Source organism: Pseudomonas fluorescens group sp. PF-69, assembly GCF_054481235.1.
The window spans coordinates 4699160-4722331 of record NZ_JBTMNC010000001.1 but is presented as its reverse complement, the minus strand read 5'-3'; the positions used below and the strand labels follow the sequence as shown (position 1 = coordinate 4722331).

The 23172-nt window shown below is 60.3% G+C and carries 17 protein-coding genes; 9 read left to right on the top strand and 8 right to left on the bottom strand.

The genetic code is table 11. The features are described 5' to 3' along the window. Position 1: 1 nt before the first annotated feature. Positions 2–1087, bottom strand: coding sequence for an ABC transporter substrate-binding protein (locus ACX3YF_RS22320; protein ID WP_458974267.1), 1086 nt, complete (start codon positions 1085–1087; stop codon positions 2–4). A gap of 522 nt (positions 1088–1609) precedes the next feature. Between ACX3YF_RS22320 and ACX3YF_RS22315 the strand changes: the two genes are divergently transcribed. Then, on the top strand, positions 1610–3268 hold the full coding sequence (locus tag ACX3YF_RS22315; protein WP_288101340.1) for a nitrite/sulfite reductase: 1659 nt from the start codon (positions 1610–1612) through the stop codon (positions 3266–3268). Further along, positions 3252–3746 carry a DUF934 domain-containing protein gene (locus ACX3YF_RS22310; RefSeq protein WP_047529786.1) on the top strand — a complete coding sequence of 165 codons (495 nt, stop codon included), beginning with the start codon at positions 3252–3254 and terminating at the stop codon, positions 3744–3746. The genes ACX3YF_RS22315 and ACX3YF_RS22310 overlap by 17 nt, the downstream gene beginning before the upstream one ends. Positions 3747–3794: 48 nt before the next feature. Here the strand turns inward: ACX3YF_RS22310 and ACX3YF_RS22305 are convergent, their stop codons facing one another. Both ACX3YF_RS22305 and sohB read right to left on the bottom strand, forming a co-directional pair. Continuing rightward, entirely contained in the window at positions 3795–7700 is a 3906-nt protein-coding gene (locus tag ACX3YF_RS22305) for a dermonecrotic toxin domain-containing protein (protein ID WP_458974266.1), read from the bottom strand. A 175-nt stretch (positions 7701–7875) separates the two neighbouring features. Beyond that, entirely contained in the window at positions 7876–8898 is a 1023-nt protein-coding gene (gene sohB, locus ACX3YF_RS22300; protein ID WP_130204071.1) for a protease SohB, read from the bottom strand. A gap of 200 nt (positions 8899–9098) precedes the next feature. On the opposite strand from sohB, the gene ACX3YF_RS22295 reads away from it, so the two are divergent. From ACX3YF_RS22295 to ACX3YF_RS22270, 6 genes are all read left to right on the top strand, one after another. After that, complete coding sequence (locus tag ACX3YF_RS22295; RefSeq protein WP_130204072.1) at positions 9099–9809, top strand: histidine phosphatase family protein; 711 nt, start codon at positions 9099–9101, stop codon at positions 9807–9809. Between the two features lie 64 nt (positions 9810–9873). Beyond that, entirely contained in the window at positions 9874–10188 is a 315-nt protein-coding gene (locus ACX3YF_RS22290) for an SCP2 sterol-binding domain-containing protein (RefSeq protein ID WP_130204073.1), read from the top strand. A 294-nt stretch (positions 10189–10482) separates the two neighbouring features. After that, on the top strand, positions 10483–12330 hold the full coding sequence (locus ACX3YF_RS22285) for an amidohydrolase (RefSeq protein ID WP_458974265.1): 1848 nt from the start codon (positions 10483–10485) through the stop codon (positions 12328–12330). Positions 12331–12542: 212 nt separating this feature from the next. Further along, on the top strand, positions 12543–13406 hold the full coding sequence (locus ACX3YF_RS22280; RefSeq protein ID WP_130204075.1) for a LysR family transcriptional regulator: 864 nt from the start codon (positions 12543–12545) through the stop codon (positions 13404–13406). 105 nt (positions 13407–13511) lie between these two features. Next, positions 13512–14657 carry a sterol desaturase/SRPBCC family protein gene (locus ACX3YF_RS22275; RefSeq protein WP_288101348.1) on the top strand — a complete coding sequence of 382 codons (1146 nt, stop codon included), beginning with the start codon at positions 13512–13514 and terminating at the stop codon, positions 14655–14657. Then, entirely contained in the window at positions 14654–15742 is a 1089-nt protein-coding gene (locus ACX3YF_RS22270; RefSeq protein WP_458974264.1) for an SMP-30/gluconolactonase/LRE family protein, read from the top strand. The genes ACX3YF_RS22275 and ACX3YF_RS22270 overlap by 4 nt, the downstream gene beginning before the upstream one ends. A 52-nt stretch (positions 15743–15794) precedes the next feature. Here ACX3YF_RS22270 and ACX3YF_RS22265 read toward each other — a convergent pair whose 3' ends face one another. Further along, complete coding sequence (locus ACX3YF_RS22265; protein ID WP_130204078.1) at positions 15795–15983, bottom strand: hypothetical protein; 189 nt, start codon at positions 15981–15983, stop codon at positions 15795–15797. Positions 15984–16093: 110 nt separating this feature from the next. Then, on the bottom strand, positions 16094–16327 hold the full coding sequence (locus ACX3YF_RS22260; RefSeq protein WP_130204079.1) for a DUF465 domain-containing protein: 234 nt from the start codon (positions 16325–16327) through the stop codon (positions 16094–16096). A gap of 217 nt (positions 16328–16544) precedes the next feature. On the opposite strand from ACX3YF_RS22260, the gene ACX3YF_RS22255 reads away from it, so the two are divergent. Continuing rightward, the gene (locus ACX3YF_RS22255) at positions 16545–17066 is read left to right on the top strand and encodes a DUF4142 domain-containing protein (RefSeq protein ID WP_458974263.1); all 522 of its coding nucleotides are present in this window, start codon (positions 16545–16547) and stop codon (positions 17064–17066) included. Positions 17067–17319: 253 nt separating this feature from the next. On the opposite strand, the gene ACX3YF_RS22250 is transcribed toward ACX3YF_RS22255, so the two are convergent. The 3 genes from ACX3YF_RS22250 to ACX3YF_RS22240 all read right to left on the bottom strand — a co-directional run bounded on the left by ACX3YF_RS22250 (position 17320) and on the right by ACX3YF_RS22240 (position 23053). Further along, positions 17320–19956 carry an excinuclease ABC subunit UvrA gene (locus ACX3YF_RS22250; RefSeq protein WP_458974262.1) on the bottom strand — a complete coding sequence of 879 codons (2637 nt, stop codon included), beginning with the start codon at positions 19954–19956 and terminating at the stop codon, positions 17320–17322. A 133-nt stretch (positions 19957–20089) separates the two neighbouring features. Next, complete coding sequence (locus tag ACX3YF_RS22245; protein ID WP_458974261.1) at positions 20090–22201, bottom strand: hybrid sensor histidine kinase/response regulator; 2112 nt, start codon at positions 22199–22201, stop codon at positions 20090–20092. Positions 22202–22363: 162 nt separating this feature from the next. After that, the gene (locus ACX3YF_RS22240) at positions 22364–23053 is read right to left on the bottom strand and encodes a GntR family transcriptional regulator (protein ID WP_047529816.1); all 690 of its coding nucleotides are present in this window, start codon (positions 23051–23053) and stop codon (positions 22364–22366) included. Positions 23054–23172: the final 119 nt, after the last annotated feature.

Below are 23172 nucleotides of genomic sequence, written 5' to 3'. Positions count from 1 at the left end.
ATCAGTGCATCAGGGCTTGCAGGCTGAACGGATATCGATAAGACACCGGCTGCCCCTTGGCCGAGAATTTGTGAAAATCCACACCGAATTTTTTTCCGCTGCCCAGCGCCAGCAGTCGCTTGGCCTGTGCCCGATCAATCACCTGCAATAACGAAATCTGCCGGTCGCGACCGCCATAACGGCTGAAGTCGACGCCCTGGTTGTAGTCATGCAGCTGCACCAGGGCCCAACCGCCCAGAGTGAAATGACCGCCCAGCAACACGCTCAGCCGATTGTCCAGCAACGCGTGCAACGCAGCCGGTGAAGTGTTGATGGCGCTAAACAGCGCATCCTTGCCGGGCTTGCCGCCTGCTTCTTCGAAAGCCTGCATGGCGCCAAAACTCATTTCGTCGTTAGCCGACCAGACCAGGGATGTCTGTGGGTAGCGCTTGAACAGAAGCTTGGCCTGTTCATAGGCCCGCGCACGGGTCCAGCCCCCGTAAACCAATTGTCGCAAGCGCACTTCAGGGTGTTCGGCCAACGCCCGTCGCATGCCTTTCTCTCGCAACTGCGCGGACGGAGTGATTTTCAATCCCGAGAAGGCCAACAGGTCAATCGTCTGGCCGGGGGCGACCGGCGGATGCAGGCGAATCAACTCCTTGAGCATCAGGTAGCCGCCCTCCTCATCGTTGGGCACCAGGCTGCCCACCCAATCGGGATACTTGTCAGGGCGTGCGCCGAGCAGCCGCGTCTGGTCCGGGCTCAGGGCGCTATTGACCATGAACAGCTTTACACCGCTGCCCTTTGCCAGACGCAGGATTTCGGGCGCGACACTTTCTTCGTTGACGAAGACCAGATAATCCGGGCGATGGGGTCCAAGCAGGGCTTCGCGCGCTTGCGCGATGACGACTTCGGCGGTCCGGTTGGAATACAGGATGCGCAGGTCGATGTGCAGATCATCGGCCGCAGCCTGCATGAATTGCGAGTAGCTGGTCCAGAAAAGTTCCATGGGCGTCCCCGGATTCAGGAACAGCACAGACTCCGCCCGGGCAAAAGGCCCCACGACCATACCCAGCGCCAGTAATGCACCACATAGAAACTTCAACATTTATCGTCCGAGCCCCCGGAAATCCGCCGCGCATTATAGCCAGCGAACGCCCGCAAAACGGCGTTTATTCCGTTTTTTGTCCGACAATCGTCGGAAGTTGGCCCGGACGGGGTCGTTTATTGATGACTGACCCAATATACCGCTGTGCCGACGACCAGAATGATCAGGAACAGAATCGCCCAGGCATCGACCGTGCTATCACTTTTTGTCGCTTTGGTAGGGTTGCTCATTGCATCGCCTCTTGTCGGTTTTATCGGTGATTGCATAAAGACTCGATCACAGTAAAGACGACGTTTGCCCGCACCACAAACAGGGTCTTTGCTACAACGATCCTCATTAGGCGATTTGGTTCTTTACATATACTCAAACATCACTTTTGCGCATAACTGCAAACTGGTATCTTGCCCCGGCTCCGTACGGAGTGCGCGGCCGTGCGCGCAGAATTGCCGAGGTATCATCGGACTCCAGCAAGCAACAAACGCCGCTGTTTCCGACCGGCCCAAGCCTGAGAACAGGACTTATATGTACGTATACGACGAGTACGATCAGCGGATCATCGAGGACCGCGTCAAGCAGTTCCGTGATCAGACCCGACGCTATCTGGCAGGCGAGCTGAGCGAAGAAGAATTCCGCCCCCTGCGCCTGCAGAACGGGCTTTACATCCAGCGCTTCGCGCCGATGCTGCGTGTTGCGGTGCCTTACGGCCAACTGACTTCGCGCCAGGTGCGAATGATGGCCAGGATTGCCCGTGACTACGACAAGGGCTATGCCCACATCAGCACCCGGCAGAACGTGCAGTTCAACTGGCCGGCGGTGGAAGACATCCCGGACATCCTGGCTGAACTGGCCACCGTGCAGATGCACGCGATCCAGACCAGCGGCAACTGCCTGCGCAACGTCACTACCGACCAGTTTGCCGGCGTCGCTGCCGACGAATTGATCGACCCGCGCCCATGGTGCGAGATCGTCCGCCAGTGGACCACGTTCCACCCGGAATTCGCCTACCTGCCACGCAAATTCAAGATCGCCATCAACGGCTCGACGTCCGACCGTGCCGCCATCGAAGTCCACGACATCGGCCTGGAGCCGGTGCACAACGCCGCTGGCGAACTGGGCTTCCGTGTGCTGGTCGGCGGTGGCCTCGGCCGTACGCCGGTGGTGGGCGCGTTCATCAATGAGTTCCTGCCGTGGCAAGACCTGCTGAGCTACCTCGACGCCATCCTGCGGGTTTACAACCGCTACGGTCGTCGCGACAACAAGTACAAGGCGCGGATCAAGATTCTGGTCAAGGCGCTGACGCCTGAAGTCTTCGCCCAGAAAGTCGATGCGGAAATGGAGCACCTTCGCGGTGGCCAGACCACCTTGACCGAAGCCGAAGTGCATCGCGTTGCCAAACACTTCGTCGACCCGGACTACAGGGCCCTGGACAACCAGAATGCCCAACTGGCCGAGCTCGACCAGCAGCACCCGGGTTTCGCCCGCTGGCGCGCACGCAACACCCAGGCCCACAAGCAGCCGGGCTATGTCTGCGTGACCCTGTCCCTGAAGCCGACCGGCGTGGCACCGGGCGACATCACCGACAAGCAACTCGACGCCGTCGCCGATCTGGCCGAGCGCTACAGCTTCGGCCAACTGCGCACGTCCCACGAGCAGAACATCATTCTGGCCGACGTCGAGCAGGACAAGCTGTTCACCCTGTGGGGCGAATTGCGCGAGCAAGGCTTCGCCACGCCGAACATCGGTTTGCTGACCGACATCATCTGCTGCCCGGGCGGTGATTTCTGCTCCCTGGCCAATGCCAAGTCGATCCCGATCGCCGAATCGATCCAACGTCGTTTCGATGATCTGGACTACCTGTTCGACATCGGTGAGCTGGACCTGAACATCTCCGGTTGCATGAACGCCTGTGGTCATCACCACGTGGGTCACATCGGCATTCTCGGGGTGGACAAGAAAGGCGAAGAGTTCTACCAGGTGTCCCTCGGTGGCAGCGCCAGCCGCGACGCCAGCCTGGGCAAGATCCTCGGCCCGTCGTTCGCCCAGGACGACATGCCGGACGTGATCTCGAAGCTGATCGACGTGTACGTGGAACAGCGTACCGAAGACGAACGCTTCATCGACACCTATCAGCGTATTGGCATCGACCTCTTCAAGGAACGCGTCTATGCAGCGAATCATTAAGAACAACGAGGTCGTCGACGAAACCTGGCACCTGCTGCCCAAGGACTTCAGCATCGACGAGATCACCAACTGCGACGACTACATCGTCCCGTTGGCACTGTGGCGCGAACACAGCCGTATGCTCAAGGCCCGCGATGGCGGCCTGGGCGTATGGCTGGATGCTGATGAAGAAGCCGAAGAGATCGGTGACGACGTGGCGAACTTCAAGGTCATCGCCTTGAACTTCCCGGCCTTCACCGATGGCCGCAACTACTCCAACGCCCGTCTGCTGCGTGACCGTTATGGTTTCAAAGGCGAACTGCGGGCGATTGGCGATGTGTTGCGCGACCAGTTGTTCTATCTGCATCGTTGCGGTTTCGATGCCTTTGCATTGCGTGCCGACAAAGATCCGTATGAAGCGCTGGAAAGCCTCAAGGACTTCTCGGTGACCTATCAGGCCGCCACCGACGAACCGCTGCCGCTGTTCCGTCGCCGTTGATCGTCACGCCTTGAACCCTTTGCGGGGTTCAAGGCGTTTTACTTCCGATTAGCGATTCGGAAAGTTGGCCATTGGTATGGGCCGCCCCAAGGCAACCCAGTCCACATACAGCCGCACCCGGTCCTCCAGAACAGTGAACAGCCTGAACGGATTTTCCGCATCGGGCGTCCTTGCTTCCATGCACTGGCGCAGCCAGCCCCACAGCTCCTCTGAAGCCTCCGCGGCCTGCAGCAGTCGCCATACCCGCGCTTGCAGGATCAGGTAACCCACCTGGAAATCCGCCGTCAGGCTCAAGCCATCGATAACACGCAGAAACGCGTCGCCCACTGGTTTGGCGGCCAGCCGTTGCCAGATCTGCTGCCGCGCAGCCCGCAACACTTCATCACCCTCTTGTAGCCACGGCGTGGCACTGCCATACCCCTCACCCGGCTGGCTTAGCCATAGATTGATGCCGGTCCGCTCACGGTGATGGACCAGACGCAACAGGGAATCTTCATCCGTCAGCGGGTTGTCCCAGAGCCAGACCCGATCCCGGGAGACTGCCTGGTTCAATATCGCCTGGGGAACCCGGCTGATGCGGTTATGACGCAAGTCCAGCGAAGTCATGAATGGCTCATCGACGATGCCGATCGGGCAGTGACTGATGCCGGTATTGCTCAGTTTCAGCACGCGTAGCGCCTTCATCCCCAAAACGACAGGCGCAACGGCCAAAGGGTTATCGCTCAGGTCCAGGCTCTGCAAGCTGGTAAGGTCGCTCAATTGCGCAGCCGTGTGCTCCTTGAACTCCAGAAACGTCGACTTGAGGTTCAGCGAAGTGAGCCGCTTCATTTGCAGGATCGCGGGCGGCAAACGCCCTTCCAGCACGCCATTCGTGTTGGGCAGACGCAGGTCGAGTCGCTCCAGATTCAACGTGCGCAGGTTAGGGAAACTCTCCAGAAACCCGTTGAGACTCTCGCGTTCGACCAGGTGCAGCCCCTGCATCGACAGTTCGACGACTTCATCGAATCGAACGTTCATCACCGGCAAGCGATGGTAGTCCTCAAAGGCCAGATCGAGCCGGTAGCCGACCAATGCCCCGTCGGACATGACTCTACTGGCCTCGGGCGGGCACTTCTGCCAGATGAGCATCAATTCGTTGGCAAGCTCTATCCTGGTTTCACGCTCGTACTCGATCACGTGCTCCAGCATTTCAGCATTGTGCGCCGCCACCTGCTGAGGGGTCATGCCCACGGCACCTTCATCGCCAACGGCAAGAAAATCCAGATCCATGTCATCGAGGTCCGACACGGTCTGTTCGACCCAATGCACCAGATCGGTATGCAGTTGTCGCAATTGCAGGGTAAGGCGCTCCAGCAGCGCCTGAGCCCCGGCACCGGCGCCCGCCAACAGCTCGTCGACCTGGGCATCGGTGAAATCAGGGTAAATATCCCTGACCTGCAAGCGCACGACTTCACGGCTCAGGGACGCTCCCTGGGGCGTATCTGGAAAACCGCCGCCACGAAGTCCAGGGGATTCGAAAGGCAATTTCGAATCCATCCTGCCCAGGCCGAGCATCAATTCAGTACGGCTCAATGTTCGCTCACCCAGGCGCAGGCGCAACTCGCCTGTCGGGTCGGATGCACGCAATGACAGCGCGGTGCGCTCTTCGACGGACAACAGGTCGACCAGCGCAGTGAACAAGTCCGAGCCGTCACGGCCAGGTTTCAACGCCGCAGAAGGCCAATAGCGATCCGCGACCTTGATCAAGCGTCGGCAATCCGGCGCATCAAGCGGGCCGCAGCGATCCAGCAGCCGACCACCCTCAGCTCCTTCCAGCACCTCGATGCGCAAGGATGTCGGCCACCCAGGTAACCGCGCCAGAGAATGCAAGGCCAGGACATCGGATTCGGGGTGGACAATCGAGCGCAAGTACAGACCTTCATAGGCCCGGTTGAGCCTGACATGCTGCTGATACTCACGCGCTTTGTCGTCCAGCCGCCTGAGCACCCTCACCGCTTCGGCAGCATCGACCGGCCCTTCGATCTCCACGCCCGAACGGTCGAGGATTTGCTCCACAACCGCTTTCGGCAAACCGGGGTACTCGAGCTGGAACAAGCGGACCCATTCATGATCCGAGTGCTGGAGTGCCTGATAACGGGAGTTGAATAAACTGGCGCGAGTCGTCGGATCGGCTGTCGCCTCAAGCTCATGGTCAAGCTTGAAGCGGGCAATGGTATCGGCCAGCAGCGGAGTCGGCGGGCGCCCCGTCTGCATCAGACGCAACATGTCATCGTTAACCGTACTCACCCGGGCAATCTGGCCCAGGACCTCGTCGCTGAAAGACGCGAACGGTGCACACACGCCGCGCATGAGTTCCAGGCGAGTCGCAGGTGACGTCAGGGCTGGCGCGGAGACGGGTTGAAGCGTTGTATCGGTCAGTGGCTGGAGGCTCGATTCACTGCTCGGCTCAGATGCGTCGTGAAGAGTTTCGGCCACTCGGCCCTCGACCTTGAGTGCGGCAATCGATCTGGCCAGCGGAAGCGCATTGAGCAAGCCGAAAATCGTGCGTGACACACCTTCCGAACGCTTCTCCGGGGTTTCACCGTTGACGGCCTGGTTGATGCCATAACCGGCGTCGATGATCCCGGCCAGCACCAGTACGCCCTCGCCTCCAGGAATGAACAACGCCAAAGGGCCCAGGCGGTTGATCCACTGTACGAGCGGCTCCACCACCGCGCTCAAGTCGTCCCGATTGACCTGGGCATCATCACGGATGGTGTTGACGCTGGCCATGGCCGCCTGCTTCATGGTCAGCACCAATTCAGCGAACGGGTCAGTGGCCGCGGGTGAACGCTCAATGCCCACATAGTCCTGCGGGTCCCAGAACCCGTCATTGTTGAAAAACCCGGCGTTCTTTTTCAACCAGTGCTCCCCTGGGAACACCGCCATGCCCTCCAGCGCAGTCAACACGCCCGCATGGAAGGTGCCGTCTTGCCGATCATCTTCGGCAAAGTGCATGGCCAACGCCTGCCCTGTCTCGGCCACTTTTCCTTGGGCGACGATCCATTGGCGCAAGTGCTGGATGTCGACGAATTCATGCAGCGGCGAGGAGTTGCCCGGGATGTACAGCAAGACCCCGGAGCGGGTGCGCTGGCGAAAACACCAGAGATCGGTCGAGGTGTAACGGTAGATCGTCAGGCGACCGGCGACGACGGGCGAATGGGCGCGGGTGGCTGCATTCAATTGAGTGATGGTCAGTGCGTCCCAGGTCTGCCGGTCCGGCAAACCGCACGCCATCAGCGCCAGCCCTTGCTGGGTCAAACTGCCTTCCTGGTGTTGCAGGAACGCACTCATGACGAAGGCTGCCTTGGTCGAAGTCCTCAGGTCGCAAGGCGCCGCACCGGCGATCTGCTCATCCGAAGGCCAGGCGTTTTCAAGGTAGGCCTGATAGCGGGTTTTCAGATTCAGCTCCCACACCCACTGTTTGAAGTCCGATGGCCTGAGCGCGACTTGCGTGGTCGGCCCATAGACCTGCGGCACGGTTTGCCGATAGATGCCTTCGTAAGTGTGATGGTTGCCATTGCCGTGGTCAGCAAATTCATCGACGTTCTGGACAATGCGAATGGACGGGCCGACGTCGGGCGGTGTGTAAAGACCGAAAACGGTTTCGGCGAAACGGCCGTCACCGACGGTTTGATAATTGGACAGCAACGCCTGTACCAGCGTTTGAGAGCTCGCGACCTGACCTTGCTCGACCCCGCCCTGCGGCGGATGTCCCCTATAGTGGTAATCCAGTGTTACCAGCCGCGCCGTCTGCGGGTCGATGTTCTCGCCCCATTTTTTCCGGATCAGTTGCGTGCCGAATTGCTCGGGAGATTGCGGCAAGGCGCCGCTCACCAGTGAATTCAGTACTTCGTGCATCGGTCGATCAGTTGTGGCGAGCGCAATGTGAGGGTCACGCGGTTGGTCATTCATGTGCATTCCATGGCAAACATTGGGAACACCAACATAACCCTCCGCCACGCCCTCGAAAGCAGGACGGATCGACTCCTGACCTCGGAGAATTCGCCACGTTCTGGAGGACAACCCTGCTGATTGCCAGGCGAAAAAAAACCGGGGCAAATGCCCCGGTTCGATGCCTGTCGATGTGTTACCAGAAGCGCTGTTGGGTCAAGCGGCTCCACCAGCTCAGCAGAACGCGATCGACCGAACTGCTGGCCGCCATGCCGATACGCTCTTGCAGGCTCTTACGTTCGGCGTAGTGCAGGTGATAAAGCTCGGACTGCTTGGCGCGTTCGGCCAGATACTCGTCACTGGTCTTCAGTTCGTCCACCAGTTGCTTTTCCAATGCCGCGACACCCAGCCAGATTTCACCGGTGGCCACCTCGTCGATAGCCAGTTGCGGGCGGTAGCGCGAGACAAAATTCTTGAACAGTTGATGGGTGATATCCAGGTCTTCCTGGAATTTCTCCCGCCCCTTCTCGGTGTTTTCGCCAAACACGGTCAGGGTGCGTTTGTATTCACCGGCAGTGAGCACTTCGAAGTCGATGTCATGCTTTTTCAGCAGGCGATTGACGTTGGGCAACTGCGCCACCACGCCGATGGAGCCAAGAATCGCGAAGGGTGCGCTGATGATCTTCTGGCCGATGCACGCCATCATGTAGCCACCGCTGGCCGCAACCTTGTCGATGCAGACGGTCAACGGCACGCCCGCTTCACGGATACGCGCCAGTTGCGAGGAAGCCAGGCCATAGCTGTGGACCATGCCACCGCCGCTTTCCAGGCGCAGTACGACTTCATCCTTGGGTGTGGCGAGGGTCAGCAGTGCGGTAATTTCATGACGCAGGCTTTCAGTCGCCGACGCCTTGATGTCGCCATCGAAATCCAGCACGAATACCCGGGGTTTGGCCTCGGTTTTTTTCTTCTGCTTTTTCTCGGTCTTAGCCTGGGACTTGCGCAAGGCCTTGAGCTGGTCCTTGTCGAGCAAGGTCTGCTCCAGGCGCTCGCGCAGGCCTTTGTAGAAATCATTGAGCTTGCTGACTTGCAACTGCCCGGCAGCCTTGCGTCGACCTTTGCTGCGCAGTGCCGCAAAACTGGCCAGGACCACCAGAATGGCGATCACCAGGGTCACGGTCTTGGCCAGAAAACTGGCGTACTCGGTGAAAAACTCCACAGGGACTCCTCAAACGATGCGCGGCATGAACGCGCGCGGATAACTCCAGCATACCCATGCGCCGTCCTTGCGGCCAGCTGTGAAACCTCTGGCAACGGGCGTCTAACGAGCATTTCAAACAAGCGTATGTTTTTTCATTGACAGCTCACCGCCATCCTCATAACCTCGCCGAACCTTCAACGTACCGGGACGACGCGGACGTGGGCAGTATCTATTTGATTCGACATGGCCAGGCCTCCTTTGGTGCAGACGACTATGACGTCCTGTCGCCCACCGGTATTCGCCAGGCGGAAATCCTCGGTCAACACCTGGCAGAACTCGGCATCCGCTTCGATCGATGCCTGTCCGGCGACCTGCGCCGCCAGCAACACACGGCCAACAGTGCGCTGGAACAGTTTGCCGCCGCAGGCCTGCCGGTCCCGATCCTGGAAACCGATTCCGCCTTCAATGAGTTCGACGCCGACGCGGTGATCCGCGCCCTGCTCCCGGCCATGTTGCCGGACGAACCGGAAGCATTGGACATCCTGCGCAATGCCGCGCAAAACCGCGCGGAGTTCCAGCGTATATTCGCCCTGATCATCGAGCGCTGGCTCGCCGGCACTTTTGACACTCCGGGTCTGGAAAGCTGGTCAGGCTTTGTCGAGCGTGTGCAGGCCGGTCTGAACCGGATTCTCGAACAGGCCGACAATAACCAGAAAATCGCCGTGTTCACTTCCGGCGGCACCATCACTGCCCTGCTCCACCTCATCACGCACATGCCTGCAAAGCAGGCTTTTGAACTGAACTGGCAAATCGTCAACACCTCGCTCAACCACCTGAAGTTTCGTGGTCGCGAGGTGGCACTGGCTTCCTTCAACAGTCATGCACACCTGCAACTGCTGAAGGCCCCGGAACTCATCACGTTTCGTTGAGTCCGGACTATTGTGACCCTGGCTGTAATTACCCTGCTCCTATTACCCAAGAAAGGATCGAACCATGACCTCCGTAGCTGATGTCGTACAAGCAATGAAAGCCAAGTTCAACCCAGCCGCCGCTGCCGGTCTGGACCTGGTTTTCGGTTTCCGCATCGACGACACCAAGAACTTCTCGCTGGTTGTCAAAGACAGCACCTGCGAGCTCAAAGAAGGCGAGAACCCGGACGCCCAGGTCACCCTGGTGATGGACGGCGCAACCCTGGAAGGCATCGTCAGCGGCGAAACCGACGGCATGCAAGCGTTCATGGGCGGCAAACTGCGCGCTGAAGGCGACATGATGCTGGCAATGAAACTGTCCGAGCTGTTCCCGAGCTAAGCCTGTCGCTCCCACTCTTCGGGAGCACACCTGATTGCCAACGAATCCCGCCCCTAGTGGCGGGATTCGTCGTTTCCGGGGCAAAGAAACGTTCAGCCATGGAATTGCCGTCTATATTTCTTGTGGCCGCATGCGTCAGACACCGACCGATTGCCCCTCGATCCTTTTGCGCGGAGCACTGCCATGAGCCCACCTGACGACCACCACGGCGTCAATCGCCGAAGTGTACTGCAAGGCCTTTCGGCAGGTGCCATAGGCGCCTGGATCAGCCCGCTGCTTGCAGGGAGTAAAACCATGCCCGACACCCCCGCCGATCTCATTTTGTACAACGGACGCCTGCACACCGTTGACCGCAAGAAACCCCAGGCCAGTGCCGTGGCGATCAAGGACGGGCGCTTCGTGGTGGTCGGCAGCGATGCCCAGGCCATGGCCTTGCAGGGGCCGGCCACGCAAGTCGTCGACCTGCACGGTCGTACGGTCGTGCCCGGCCTCAACGACTCACACTTGCACCTGATCCGTGGCGGTCTCAACTACAACCTCGAACTGCGCTGGGAAGGCGTGCCGTCACTGGTCGATGCCCTGCGCATGCTCAAGGATCAAGCTGACCGCACGCCCACGCCGCAATGGGTACGGGTGGTGGGCGGCTGGAGCGAATTCCAGTTCGCCGAAAAACGCCTGCCGACCCTCGATGAACTGAACAAGGCCGCACCCGATACCCCGGTATTCGTCCTGCATCTGTACGACCGCGCATTGCTCAACCGGGCCGCGCTGAAAGTGGTCGGCTATACCCGCGACACGCCAAACCCTGCGGGCGGCGAAATCCAGCGGGACGCCAACGGCGACCCCACCGGCATGCTGATCGCCCGCCCCAACGCGATGATTCTGTATTCGACCCTGGCCAAGGGTCCGAAGCTGCCGCTGGAATATCAAGTGAACTCCACACGTCAGTTCATGCGCGAACTCAATCGTCTGGGCGTCACCAGTGCGATCGATGCCGGCGGCGGTTATCAGAATTACCCGGACGACTATCAAGTCATCCAGCAACTGGCCAAGGAGCAACAACTCACCGTACGCATCGCCTATAACCTGTTCACCCAAAAGCCCAAGGAAGAGCTGACCGACTTCAAGAACTGGACCAGTACCTCGCACTACGGTCAGGGCGACGATTTCCTGCGGCACAACGGTGCCGGGGAGATGCTGGCGTTCTCCGCCGCCGACTTCGAAGACTTCCTTGAACCTCGCCCCGACCTGCCATCCAGCATGGAACAGGATCTGGAACCCGTGGTTCGACACCTGGTTGAACAACGCTGGCCATTCCGCCTGCACGCCACTTACAACGAATCCATCAGCCGCATGCTCGATGTGTTCGAGAAGGTCAATCGCGACATTCCATTCGCCGGTTTGCCGTGGTTTTTCGACCACGCCGAAACCATCACACCGCGTAACATCGAGCGGGTCAAAGCCCTTGGCGGCGGCATCGCGATTCAGGATCGCATGGCGTTCCAGGGCGAATACTTCGTCGACCGCTATGGTGCCAAAGCGGCTGAACATACGCCGCCGATTGCCCGGATGTTGGCCGAAGGCGTGCCGGTGGGTGCTGGCACCGACGCCACACGGGTATCCAGTTACAACCCGTGGACTTCGCTCTATTGGCTGGTCAGCGGCCGGACTGTCGGTGGGCTGGCACTTCACCCCCAAGGCCTGAGCCGCGACACCGCGCTGGAGCTGTTCACCCATGGCAGCGCCTGGTTCTCGTCTGAACAGGGCAAGAAAGGCCAGATCAAGGTCGGGCAATTGGCGGACCTGATTGCGCTGTCGGCGGACTATTTCCACATCGAGGACGAAGGCATCAAAGGCATCGAAGCGGTGCTGACCATCGTCGACGGCAAGATCGTGTACGGCAGCGTCGAATTCGAGAAGCTCGGGCCGCCACCGATCCCCGTGGTGCCCGAATGGTCACCGCTGGCCAAGGTGCCTGGTCACTGGAAGCCGCTGGCGCCGCTGACGGCACAGGTCCATCAGTGTGTCGGCGCGTGCGCGGTACATGCGCACAGTCACGAACGTGCGCGCCTGTCGAATGCGCCGGTCAGTGACTTCCGTGGGTTCTGGGGAGCGTTTGGCTGTTCGTGTTTTGCGTTTTAAACGACGATCTCGCCAACACCACCAATCCAATTGGTGGGAGCGAGCCTGCTCGCGAAAGCAATGTGTCATTGAACATTGATGTCGGCTGACACGACGCCTTCGCGAGCAGGCTCGCTCCCACAAATTGCGCCTCTTATGGCAGGGATCAGTCCAGGGTATCGGCGGACCACCGAGACTCTTACAATGCGTGCACCTCTCGAACCGACCACACCATGGACATCGATCTCGCCCGCACCTTTCTGGAAATCGTCCGCCACGGCAGCCTTGCCGCAGCGGCCGAGAAGCTCCACGTCACCCAGACCGCGATCACCGCACGGGTACAAAAACTCGAAAGCCAGCTGGGCAGTATCCTGTTCGTGCGCAACCGCGCCGGTGCCCGCCTCACGCCAAACGGCGAAGCCTTCGTGGTGTATGCCAATCAACTGGTGGAAACCTGGGAGGCCGCACGGCGGGACTTGCCGTTGCCCGAGGGTTACCGCGATGTATTGCACATCGGCGGCGAGGTCAGTCTGTGCAACCCGTTGATGCTCAGCTGGGCCGGCGAGTTGCGCGAGAAAATCCCCAGCCACGCCCTGCGCATGGAAATCCGCGACGGCGAAAACCTGTTGCGCCAGTTGGAACTGGGGGTACTGGACGCGGCGCTGGTCTATCAGCCCGAGTACTGGCCGCGGCTTCAGGTCGAGCAGGTGCTGGAGGAAAAGCTCGTCCTTGTGCGCCTGCCCGGTCGTGCCGAACCTTACGTCTACATTGACTGGGGCCAGGACTTCCGGCGCCGGCACGATGCCGCGCTGCCGGAAAAAGCCAAAGCCGCCCTGAGTTTCAATCTCGGCCCGCTGGGCCTGCAATACATTCTGGAAAACGGCGGCAGCGGCTATTTCCGTACCCGTGTCGTGCGCAGTTACCTGGAAAGCGGTGTACTGGAACAAGTCCCGAAAGCACCGGAGTTCAGTTACCCGACCTATCTGGTTTACTCCCGCGACCGCGACTCGCCGACCTTGCAAAGGGCCTTCGACCTGCTGCGCGACGTCATCCAGTCCGATGAAGACTGGTCGCAACGCTGGAACCCGTTGACCTGAATACGCCTTGCACCGGATCGTGGCACTTGTGTCGTCGAGGTTCTCCAGCCAATACGCCGGGATCGTCTACGCTGCTGGAGATAACGATAACGACAGGTGATTGCAGTGAGGCAGACCACCGAAGCATTCCGCAGCCGCTACCGCGCCAACATCCATCCGCGCTACAACCCCTGGCTTCACGGCACCTTCGTGCTGCTGTTCGGCGTGTTCGCCATGGCCGTTTTCTGGAGCACTGTGCACCAGGTGCAACCGACAGAATGGCTGGCGGTGCCTCTGACCTTGTTGTTCTTCAACTTCGGCGTGTACTGCGTGCATCGGCACCTGGGCCATCAGAAAAAAAGTTACGCGCGATTGTTCTATGCCCGCCATAGCGGCGACCATCACAGTTTTTTCGCGCCGGGCCACATGACTTATGACAGCGCCCGTGACTGGCGGGTGATTCTGTTTCCGGCCTGGCTGATCGTGTTGCACACCCTGCTCATCACCCTGCCCCTCTGGTGGCTGCTCATGCAAGTGGACGTCAACGTTGCCGGGCTGGTCGGCGGTTTCCTGGTCCTCGGTTACCTGGCCTATGAAGTGTTCCATGCCTGCGAGCATCTACCGCCGCACAACCCGCTGACGCGCCTGCCTTGGGTCCGCCAGATGCGGCGCCTGCATGAGCTGCATCACCGCCGTGAGTTGATGCAGGAACGTAACTTCAATATCGTTTTTCCATTGATGGATTACCTGTTCGGCACCCTCTACTGGGAGCCGGAGCCGGCAATCCCACAGCCGACGAGCACGCCCATGACCCGCATGCAGCATCAGATCGAGATCGCCGGAACGCCCTTTGCCGTGCTGGCGTACGCCAGCAACGTGAGCCACTGGCCGCAGTGGCATCCATCGTCCCTCAGGATCAACGGACAAAAGGGCCCGCTGCACGCCGGCGCGCGGTTCGAGGAAGACATTCGCGCCGGTGGGCGCGACGGGCATTTGCGTTGGGTCGTCGATGAATACCTGCCTGGCTTGCGCTGGCGTGCCCAGGCGCTCGGCGACCATGGATTGTCGCTGGTACTGACTTACGAATGTGAAGCCGCAGGCGACGGCACGCGGTTTGTGCGCACGCTGGAGTATCAGTTCAGTGGCGTCGCAATGCGCCTTGCCAATCGGTTGTTGCTCAAGCGCCGCATCGATCATGAGTCGGCGGCCTCGATGCTGGCGCTGCGCGAGATGGCGGAAAAACACCTGGCCCTGTCGGAAGTCCGCGCGTGAGTCGCCCGGTCCGGTTTCGCCATGGCTTGCTGCTGGTGGTCATTGTCGTTGCTGGCTTCTTGCTGCTGATGCCAACCAGGGTTAAACCCGTGGCCTGGACGCCAGCTCCCGCGCCATCGCTCACCAGTGGCACCTATGCCGACAATCAGCGCCTCAAGGGCGTGGAGTCTGTTGGCGCCGCGGACATCGATGGCCCCGAAGCATTGCTGCTGGAAGGCGATACGCTGATCACCGGTTTGCAGGACGGCCGGGTGATCCGCACGAGCCTTGACGGCAAGGTCACCAAGGTCCTGGCCGATACCGGTGGCCGGCCCTTGGGCCTGGCGCGCCACCCCAACGGCTTGCTGGTGATCGCTGATGCGGTCAAGGGTTTGCTGTCGCTGGACGCCCAAGGTCGCCTGGTGGCCTTGGCGACAGAGGCCAACGGCCTACCCTTCGGTTTCACCGACGACGTCGCCATCGACAAGCCGGGGCACTATGCCTACTTCAGCGATGCCTCCAGCCGCTTCGGCTACGGCAAGGATGGTGAGGCGATCATCGAACACGGTGGCGATGGTCGCTTGTTGCGGTATGACTTCCAGACCGGCAAAACCTCGGTACTGCTGGACAAGCTGGAATTTGCCAACGGCGTGACGCTCGGACCGGACGATGCCTATGTGCTGGTCAATGAAACCGGTGCCTATCGCATCAGCCGCTACTGGTTGAGCGGCCCCAAAGCAGGCACCCACGATCTGTTCATCGATAACTTGCCAGGCCTGCCCGACAACCTGGCGTTCAATGGTCACGACCGTTTCTGGGTGGCGCTGTACGCACCGCGCAACGCCTTGCTCGACGCCACGGCGGCCCATCCGTTCATACGCAAGGTGATCGCCCGCGCCATGACCGTGCTGCCCAAACCGGTGGAGAAACGCGCCTTCGTCCTCGGGCTCGATGTCGAAGGCAGGGTCATTGCCAACCTGCAGGACAGCAGCAGCGGCAACTACTCACCGATCACGACCGCGCGCGAATATGGCGACTGGCTGTATTTCGGCTCGCTGAAGGCAAAACACATGGTGCGTTTGCCGCTGAGCGCGGCGCTGCAATAACAACGCAATCACATTGCAGCAGCGGGCACGCCCGCTCCCACAGGGATATGAGTCAATCGGAATCCAGGTCAATACCCTCGCGCCTTTTCGGCGGTTTGCCTGCCTCATCATCCGGCACTTCGTCGAGGCCGGGCTCTTCTTCAGGATCGACGGTATTGCGCCCCGGGCTCAAAGGCTCGGGATGGGTGGGGATGGGATCGAACCCACCCTGTTCTTCGCTGGGGAATTTTGGATGAGTCATGGGGGCACCTCGTCTGTCGCCGTAATGACGGTCTCTGATCATTCGAGGTGCCGGTCGTTAGCGCCGTTCCAATTGTTCAGCCACCGGTCGTCGGCGGCTCACGGGATCTTTCAGGACGGCGACTCGAGTTGTTTGACGATCTTGTCCTTGACCATCAGGCGCGTCTCCTTGAGCTTCTTCACTGCGTCATCACTGGACTTGGCCTGTTCTGCCTTGACCACTTCGGCATCGGCCTGCGAATACTTGTTAAGCAGCGAATCCAATAACGGATCCTTGGTGCGTTTGTGCTGGATTTCTTCCTTTGAGCGTTTCAGATCCTGATAAAGGTCGTGTGGCACCGGCATGGAACACCTCCGTTTGTTAATCGGCAGCAAACGCGACTGATTGCGCTCGCCAACTATCAGAATGGCCTTGGTTGACCGGTTCTGTCGACCACCTGTCAGACCGGCGGTGTCCGTTCGTCGTCCTTTGGCCAATGCAATAAAACCTTTTCCCGCCTGCCAGCCTCCACAGCTTAACGATCATCCCGATCACCCATGAAAATTGCGTGGAGATGCACCTATGGACGGATTCAACCTGCGCCACCTCACTCTGGCCGTCGCCTTGAGCACCGGCATGGGCACGGCCTTCGCCGCGACTTCCAACGACTTTGTCGATCACGCCGCCGCAGGTGGCATCGCAGAGATCGAAGCCAGCAAGCTGGCCCTGGAAAAAAGCAGCTCGGCCGACATCAAGGCCTTCGCCAACATGATGATCACCGATCATTCCAAGGCCAATGACGAACTGGCGGCCATTGCGAAAAAGAATGACATCAAGGTGCCGGACAGCACGACACTGACCAACCAGGCCAAGGAAAAAATCCTCGACATGCGCGATGAGTCCTTCGACGCGGCGTATGCCAACAACCAGGTCAAGGCCCACGAACAGACCATCGAGTTGTTCAAGAAAGAGGCCAACACGGTCACCGACGACAAGACCACAGGCGCGGTGGAACTCAAAGGTTTCGCGCAAAAAATGCTGCCGGGGCTGGAAAAACACCTGGATATGGCGAAAAAACTCCAGGCTGCGCCCCCAAGCAAATAGCCTGCTCACACAAAAGGCCGCAGTGAAATTGTAGGAGCGAGCTTGCTCGCGATGGACTTAAGGCCACCGCGTTTATCCAATAAACATGCGTTTTCTTTGACGACCATCGCGAGCAAGCTCGCTCCTACAGTGGTCCACGTTCTCTCGACTGAACAACCTACGCATCAAGCTCGCTCGCCACAGATGACTGATTGCTCGCTCTATCTCTTAAATGAACAGCATTACGCCAGGAGACCAAAAGAACACCGACCATTCACACCGCGCCAAGCACCCGGGCCAAAAACGGCGCAGTCCGGCTCTTCTTGCTCTTGGCGACTTTCTGCGGCGTCCCCGCCACGACCACCTTGCCGCCCTGATCCCCCGCCCCGGGGCCGATATCGATCACCCAGTCACTCTGCGCCACCACGCGCATTTCGTGCTCGACGACAATCACCGTGTGCCCCGCCGTCACCAGGTTGTTCAATTGCTCCAGCAAGCGATCGACGTCCCGTGGGTGCAGTCCGGTGGTGGGTTCGTCGAGCACATAGAGCGTGGCGCCGCGCTGGTTGCGTTGCAGTTCGGTGGCCAGCTTGATGCGCTGGGCTTCGCCGCCGGACAGCTCCGTCGCCGGTTGACCGAGGCGCAAATAGCCCAGGCCGATGTCGCGCAGCACCTCCAGCGAGCGGCGGATAGCCGCTTGCCCGGCGAACACGTCGACCGCCTCATCCACCGTCAATTGCAGGACCTGCGCAATGTTGCGGCCCTGCCAGGTGATCGCCAGCGTCTCAGGGTTGTAGCGGTCACCGTGGCAAGTCGGGCACGGTGCATAGACGCTGGGCATGAACAGCAACTCAACGCTGACAAAACCCTCGCCTTCACAGGTCGGGCAACGGCCCTTGGCAACGTTGAAGGAAAACTGCCCGGCGTCATAACCCGCCGCTTGCGCCTCGGGCGTGGCAGCGTAGAGTTTGCGCACGTTGTCGAACAGCCCGGTGTAGGTCGCCAGGTTGGAGCGCGGTGTGCGACCGATGGGCTTCTGATCGACTTGCACCAGACGCTTGATCGACGCCAGCCCCGCCGTGACCTGGCCACCGCTGACCTGCGGCGTGTCGTCCTCCAGATTCAACTCCTGGGGCTCGCTGTCGGTGGCCGGACGCCCGAGGTGCGCGCCGACCAGTTCCAGCAATGCCTGGCTGACCAGGCTCGACTTGCCCGAACCGGAAACGCCGGTCACCGCGGTGAAACATCCCAATGGAAACTCGACATCGAGGTTGTTCAGGTTGTTGCGGGTAATGCCTTCCAGGCGTAGCCAATCCCCGGCCTTGCGGCTGGTGCGGACCTGACTGGCCTGCTCGGCGAACAGGTAGGCGCGGGTTTGCGATTCGGCCACGTCAGCCAGTCCGGCCGGTGGACCGCTGTACAGCACCCGCCCGCCATGCTCCCCCGCCGCCGGGCCGACGTCGATCAACCAGTCGGCACGCTGCATGGTTTGCAGATCGTGCTCCACCACGAACAAGGTATTGCCGGCGGCCTTCAAGCGTTGCAAGGCGTCGAACAACGCCTCGCCATCCGCCGGATGCAGGCCCGCCGAGGGTTCATCCAGCACGTAGATCACGCCGAACAACTGCGAGCCCAACTGCGTCGCCAGGCGCAGACGCTGCAACTCACCCGAGGACAGCGTCGGCGTGCTGCGCTCCAGCGCCAGGTAACCGAGGCCAAGGTCGGTCAGGGTACTGACCCGTTCCAGCAAATCCTGGGCGATTCGTTGCGCGGCCAGGCGTTTCTCCACCGACAGGTTCGGCGTATGGCGTACATCGGGGGCATTCGCATGGCCGCTGGCGCCGTGGGCCACGCGCTGTTCACGGGCCTCGCGGGTCTGGCTGTGGCTCAGCACCTCGCCCGCTTCATCACCTTCCTCAAGGTAATGCCGGGCCGCCACCGGCTTCAGCACCTCAGCGACTTGCAACAACGGCATCTGTGACAGCGCGCCGATGTCGTAGCCGGCAAAGGTCACCGACAGCGCCTCGCGTTTGAGCCGCTTGCCCTCGCACAACGGGCACGGGCTGCCGAGCATGAACTGCGAGACACGCTTTTTCATCAGCGCACTCTGCGAGTGGGTGAAGGTGTGCAGGATGTAGCGACGCGCGCCGGTGAAGGTGCCCTGGTAACTCGGTTCCATCTTGCGCTTGAGGGCGACCCGGGTTTCTTCCGGAGTGAGGCCGGCATACACCGGCACCGTCGGGGTTTCCTCGGTGAACAGAATCCAGTCGCGTTGCTTTTTCGGCAGGTCACGCCAGGGAATATCGACGTCGTAGCCCATGGTCACCAGAATGTCGCGCAGGTTCTGGCCCTGCCAGGCCAGGGGCCACGAGGCGACGGCGCGCTGGCGGATGGTCAGGCTCGGGTCCGGGACCATCAGCGCCTCGGTGACTTCATACACCCGGCCCAGGCCGTGACATTCCGGGCAGGCACCCTGGGGCGTATTGGGCGAAAAATCTTCGGCGTACAGCATCGGCTGGCCCGGCGGGTAACTGCCGGCGCGGGAATAGAGCATGCGGATCAGGCTCGACAACGTCGTCACGCTGCCCACCGAAGAACGCGTGCTTGGCGTGCCCCGTTGCTGCTGCAGGGCCACGGCCGGCGGCAAGCCTTCGATGGAGTCCACATCCGGGACGCCGACCTGATCGATCAGGCGCCGCGCATAAGGGGCGACGGATTCGAAATAGCGCCGCTGCGCTTCAGCGTAGAGGGTCGAAAACGCCAGCGACGATTTTCCCGAACCGGACACCCCGGTGAACACCACCAGGGCATCGCGGGGAATATCGACATCGACGTTCTTGAGGTTGTGTTCCCGGGCACCGCGTACCTTGACCATGCCGGAGGTTGGAGTGGAGGTGCGGTTCGAGGTCATCAGGTCGCCTTGATTGGATATCTGAAAAATTCAAATTACTGTGAGCTGACTTGCAGTCAATAAAGAGGCGACTGACCTGACGCGATCGCTGCGATGCGGCGACCCGACAAGCCAGCGCCTACAGGTTTTTGGGTCAACGGTTGAGCACCGTACGAATCATGCGGGTCAGCGCGTCGGGGCCGTAGGGCTTGCCCAGCAAATGGGTATCCGGGCTGAGTTGGTGGTTGCGCGAGATAATGTCACGGGTATGCCCCGAGGTGAACAGCACCGTCACGGGCGGATTCTGCACCTTGGCCCACGCCGCGAGATCCGAGCTCTTGATCAGGCCCGGCATGACCACATCGGTGAAAATCAGGTCCACCGCGACGCCTTCCAGCAACATCTGCATGGCGATATCGGCATTGCCGGCCGTCAGCACCTGATAGCCCTCCTCGCGCAACAACTCCACCGTCGACATGCGCACCGCTTCATTGTCCTCGACCACCAGAATCCGCTCGTGCCCGCCCCGTTGCTGCACTTCAGGAGTGCTTGTTTCATTGCCCGCCGTGCGCAGGCTGCGCGGGAAGTACAGCTGCACCCGGGTACCTTCGCCGACGACACTGGACATCTCGATGTGCCCGCCGCTCTGTTTGACGAAACCGAACACCATGCTCAAGCCAAGCCCTGTCCCTTGGCCATCCGGTTTGGTGGTGAAGAACGGTTCGAACGCCTGGGCGAGCACCTGCGGTGGCATGCCCGCACCGGTGTCGGCCACCGATACCCGTACATAGTCGCCGGCGACAATACCCTTGCCTGTGCAAAAGGCGCGATCAAGGCGGATGTTTTCTGCGCTCAGGTCGATGGTCCCCTCACCTTTCATGGCATCACGGGCATTGATGGCCAGGTTGAGAATGGCATTTTCCAGTTGATTGCGATCGACGAACACCTGCCAAAGGTTGGCGGGCGCACGCATTTGCACCTGGAAGGTTTCACCCAACGCACGCTGCAACAGCTCACCTAGGCCATCGAAAATCTGCTCAGGCGTATAAATGGCCGGGGACAAGGGCTGGCGACGGGCAAACGCGAGCAATTGCGAAGACAGTTTTGCCCCGCGTTCGACGGCGGCAATCGACGCCGCCACCCGGCGCTGGACATTGGCGTTATTCGGCTCATGCCGGGCCAGCAAGTGCAGGTTGCCGGCGATCACCTGCAACAGATTGTTGAAGTCGTGGGCCACGCCGCCGGTCAGGCCGCCGATGGCTTCGAGCTTCTGTGATTGGCGCAATTGTTCTTCCGCCGCCAGTCGCGCCTCGACTTCATCGGCCACGCGTTGCTCCAGGTTGCGGGTGAACCTGAGCAAGGACTCTTCGGCGATCTTGCGTTCATGAATGTCGATCAACACCCCGGGGAAACGAAACGGCTCGCCCTGTTCATTGAACTCGCAACAGCCACTGGCGAGTACCCACAGATAGCTGCCATCAGGGCGGATGACCCGATATTCGGCATTGAAGGGTTCGCCCGTCGCCATCGATTGCCGGACCTGTTCCTGCAGCCAACCGAGGTCGTCACGGTGGATATGCGCTTCAGCGATGTCTTGTGGCAGGTTGTCCAGCGGCTGTTCGGCGGGATAGGAAAAGGTGCGGGCGAAACGCTCATCGCCGCTCAGCACATTGCTCTTCACGTCCCAGACAAACGAACCCAGCAAGGCGCCGGCATTCAACGCCAGGCGTACCCGTTCGTTGTCGGCGCGATAGGCATCTTCGGCGGTCTGGCGACGGCGTTCGGAAATCACCCGCTCGGTGGTCTCGACGACCATCGCCATGACCCCGGCGGGCTGGCCGTCATCATCGGCGACCGGGCTGTAATAGAGGTCCATCCACACGTCTTCCGGGATGCCGCTCCTGAGCAGTACCAATTCTTTATTGCGGTAGGACAAGGTACCGCCGGCCAGGCAGGTATCGACGACATGTCGATTGAATTCGGCGACTTCCGGCCAGCCCAGCTCGACCGGAGAACCCAACAGATAAGGATGACGCCCGCCGGCAAACTCCGAATAGGCATCGTTATAGATCATGTAGCCGGGCCGCCCCCAGAGCATCACCATCGGCAGTGGCGAGGCAAGCATCAGCTGCACCGAGCCGCTCAGGCTCTTGGGCCAGGTATCGATGTTGCCCAGCTCGGTCCGGCTCCAGTCGAACGCACGAATGCGCCCGGCCATTTCGCCGCTCCAGCCGGCACACCCGTGGCTATCCTCTAGAAACTGCATCGGTTGGCCTTATCCAGAAAATCACACCCGTTTGTTTCGAGCATCACGGATGCCATTGGTTTCATAGAGGTATAGCTAATTCTCGCGATCCATCTTGAACGACCAAAACCTGTGGCTGGCAAAAAATCCATGTGGGTGCATGAGCAGTTTCAGACCGGATGATTACACCTCGATCAGGTGTTTAAGCGGGTGATAACCGGTTTTCAACGTGGCGGCCACATCCAGTATCGCCTTCTCGATGCCGTTCAAATGCATGCAGGTCAGTTCGATCGCCGCGCTCTGGTTGCCGGCTTCGATGTACTCGATCAACCGCAGGTGTTCGTCATCGCGACAGGCTTCGTGGCTATCGTCATCCAGCGCGGCGGCGTACAGCGAGGCGCGGGAGATCAGTTTCTGGAACCAGTCCAGCAACACCGGGTTGTTCAGGCTGCGGGCCAGTTTGATGTGGAACTCGCCAAGCAAATGGATCAAGCGCTCGTGATCGCCACTTTGATGCGCCTCGTCCTCCAGCAGCAAGTGATCGCGCAAATCCTGGGTCACGGCGGTATCGCGGCGACGGCACAGTTCGCTGACGATGCCGATTTCGATCAGGCGCCGGGTCTCGAACAGCGAACGGATCTCTTCGTCGCTTGGTAACGATACCGACGCACCTTTATTGGGCTCTGTGGTGACCAGGCCATCGGCTTCCAGCTGCTTGAGCGCGGCACGAACCGACGTGCGGCTGACATTGAAAAGTTCGGCCAGCGAGGACTCGCCCAGCTTCATCCCGGGACGCAAGGTGCGCTTACTGATCGCCTCGTAAACCCCTTGGTAGACACGGTCGACCGTGGTTTCCAGTTTCTTTTCCGCCATTCGATCACTCCTTCAGCGCCATGCAATCAGCCCCAGGCGAATGAACAGCCTTTCAAAAGGGGGTTGCACGAGCAGGTTAATCCGGGTATTTCTAAATTGCATCCAGATTTTGCATACAA

What these genes read in the sequence shown, in the direction of transcription:
- ACX3YF_RS22320 (WP_458974267.1), bottom strand. Translation starts at nt 1,087, where the DNA reads ATGTTGAAGTTTCTATGTGGTGCATTACTGGCGCTGGGTATGGTCGTG.
- ACX3YF_RS22315 (WP_288101340.1), top strand. Translation starts at nt 1,610, where the DNA reads ATGTACGTATACGACGAGTACGATCAGCGGATCATCGAGGACCGCGTC.
- ACX3YF_RS22310 (WP_047529786.1), top strand. Translation starts at nt 3,252, where the DNA reads ATGCAGCGAATCATTAAGAACAACGAGGTCGTCGACGAAACCTGGCAC.
- ACX3YF_RS22305 (WP_458974266.1), bottom strand. Translation starts at nt 7,700, where the DNA reads ATGAATGACCAACCGCGTGACCCTCACATTGCGCTCGCCACAACTGAT.
- ACX3YF_RS22290 (WP_130204073.1), top strand. Translation starts at nt 9,874, where the DNA reads ATGACCTCCGTAGCTGATGTCGTACAAGCAATGAAAGCCAAGTTCAAC.
- ACX3YF_RS22285 (WP_458974265.1), top strand. Translation starts at nt 10,483, where the DNA reads ATGCCCGACACCCCCGCCGATCTCATTTTGTACAACGGACGCCTGCAC.
- ACX3YF_RS22280 (WP_130204075.1), top strand. Translation starts at nt 12,543, where the DNA reads ATGGACATCGATCTCGCCCGCACCTTTCTGGAAATCGTCCGCCACGGC.
- ACX3YF_RS22265 (WP_130204078.1), bottom strand. Translation starts at nt 15,983, where the DNA reads ATGACTCATCCAAAATTCCCCAGCGAAGAACAGGGTGGGTTCGATCCC.
- ACX3YF_RS22260 (WP_130204079.1), bottom strand. Translation starts at nt 16,327, where the DNA reads ATGCCGGTGCCACACGACCTTTATCAGGATCTGAAACGCTCAAAGGAA.
- ACX3YF_RS22255 (WP_458974263.1), top strand. Translation starts at nt 16,545, where the DNA reads ATGGACGGATTCAACCTGCGCCACCTCACTCTGGCCGTCGCCTTGAGC.
- ACX3YF_RS22250 (WP_458974262.1), bottom strand. Translation starts at nt 19,956, where the DNA reads ATGACCTCGAACCGCACCTCCACTCCAACCTCCGGCATGGTCAAGGTA.
- ACX3YF_RS22245 (WP_458974261.1), bottom strand. Translation starts at nt 22,201, where the DNA reads ATGCAGTTTCTAGAGGATAGCCACGGGTGTGCCGGCTGGAGCGGCGAA.
- ACX3YF_RS22240 (WP_047529816.1), bottom strand. Translation starts at nt 23,053, where the DNA reads ATGGCGGAAAAGAAACTGGAAACCACGGTCGACCGTGTCTACCAAGGG.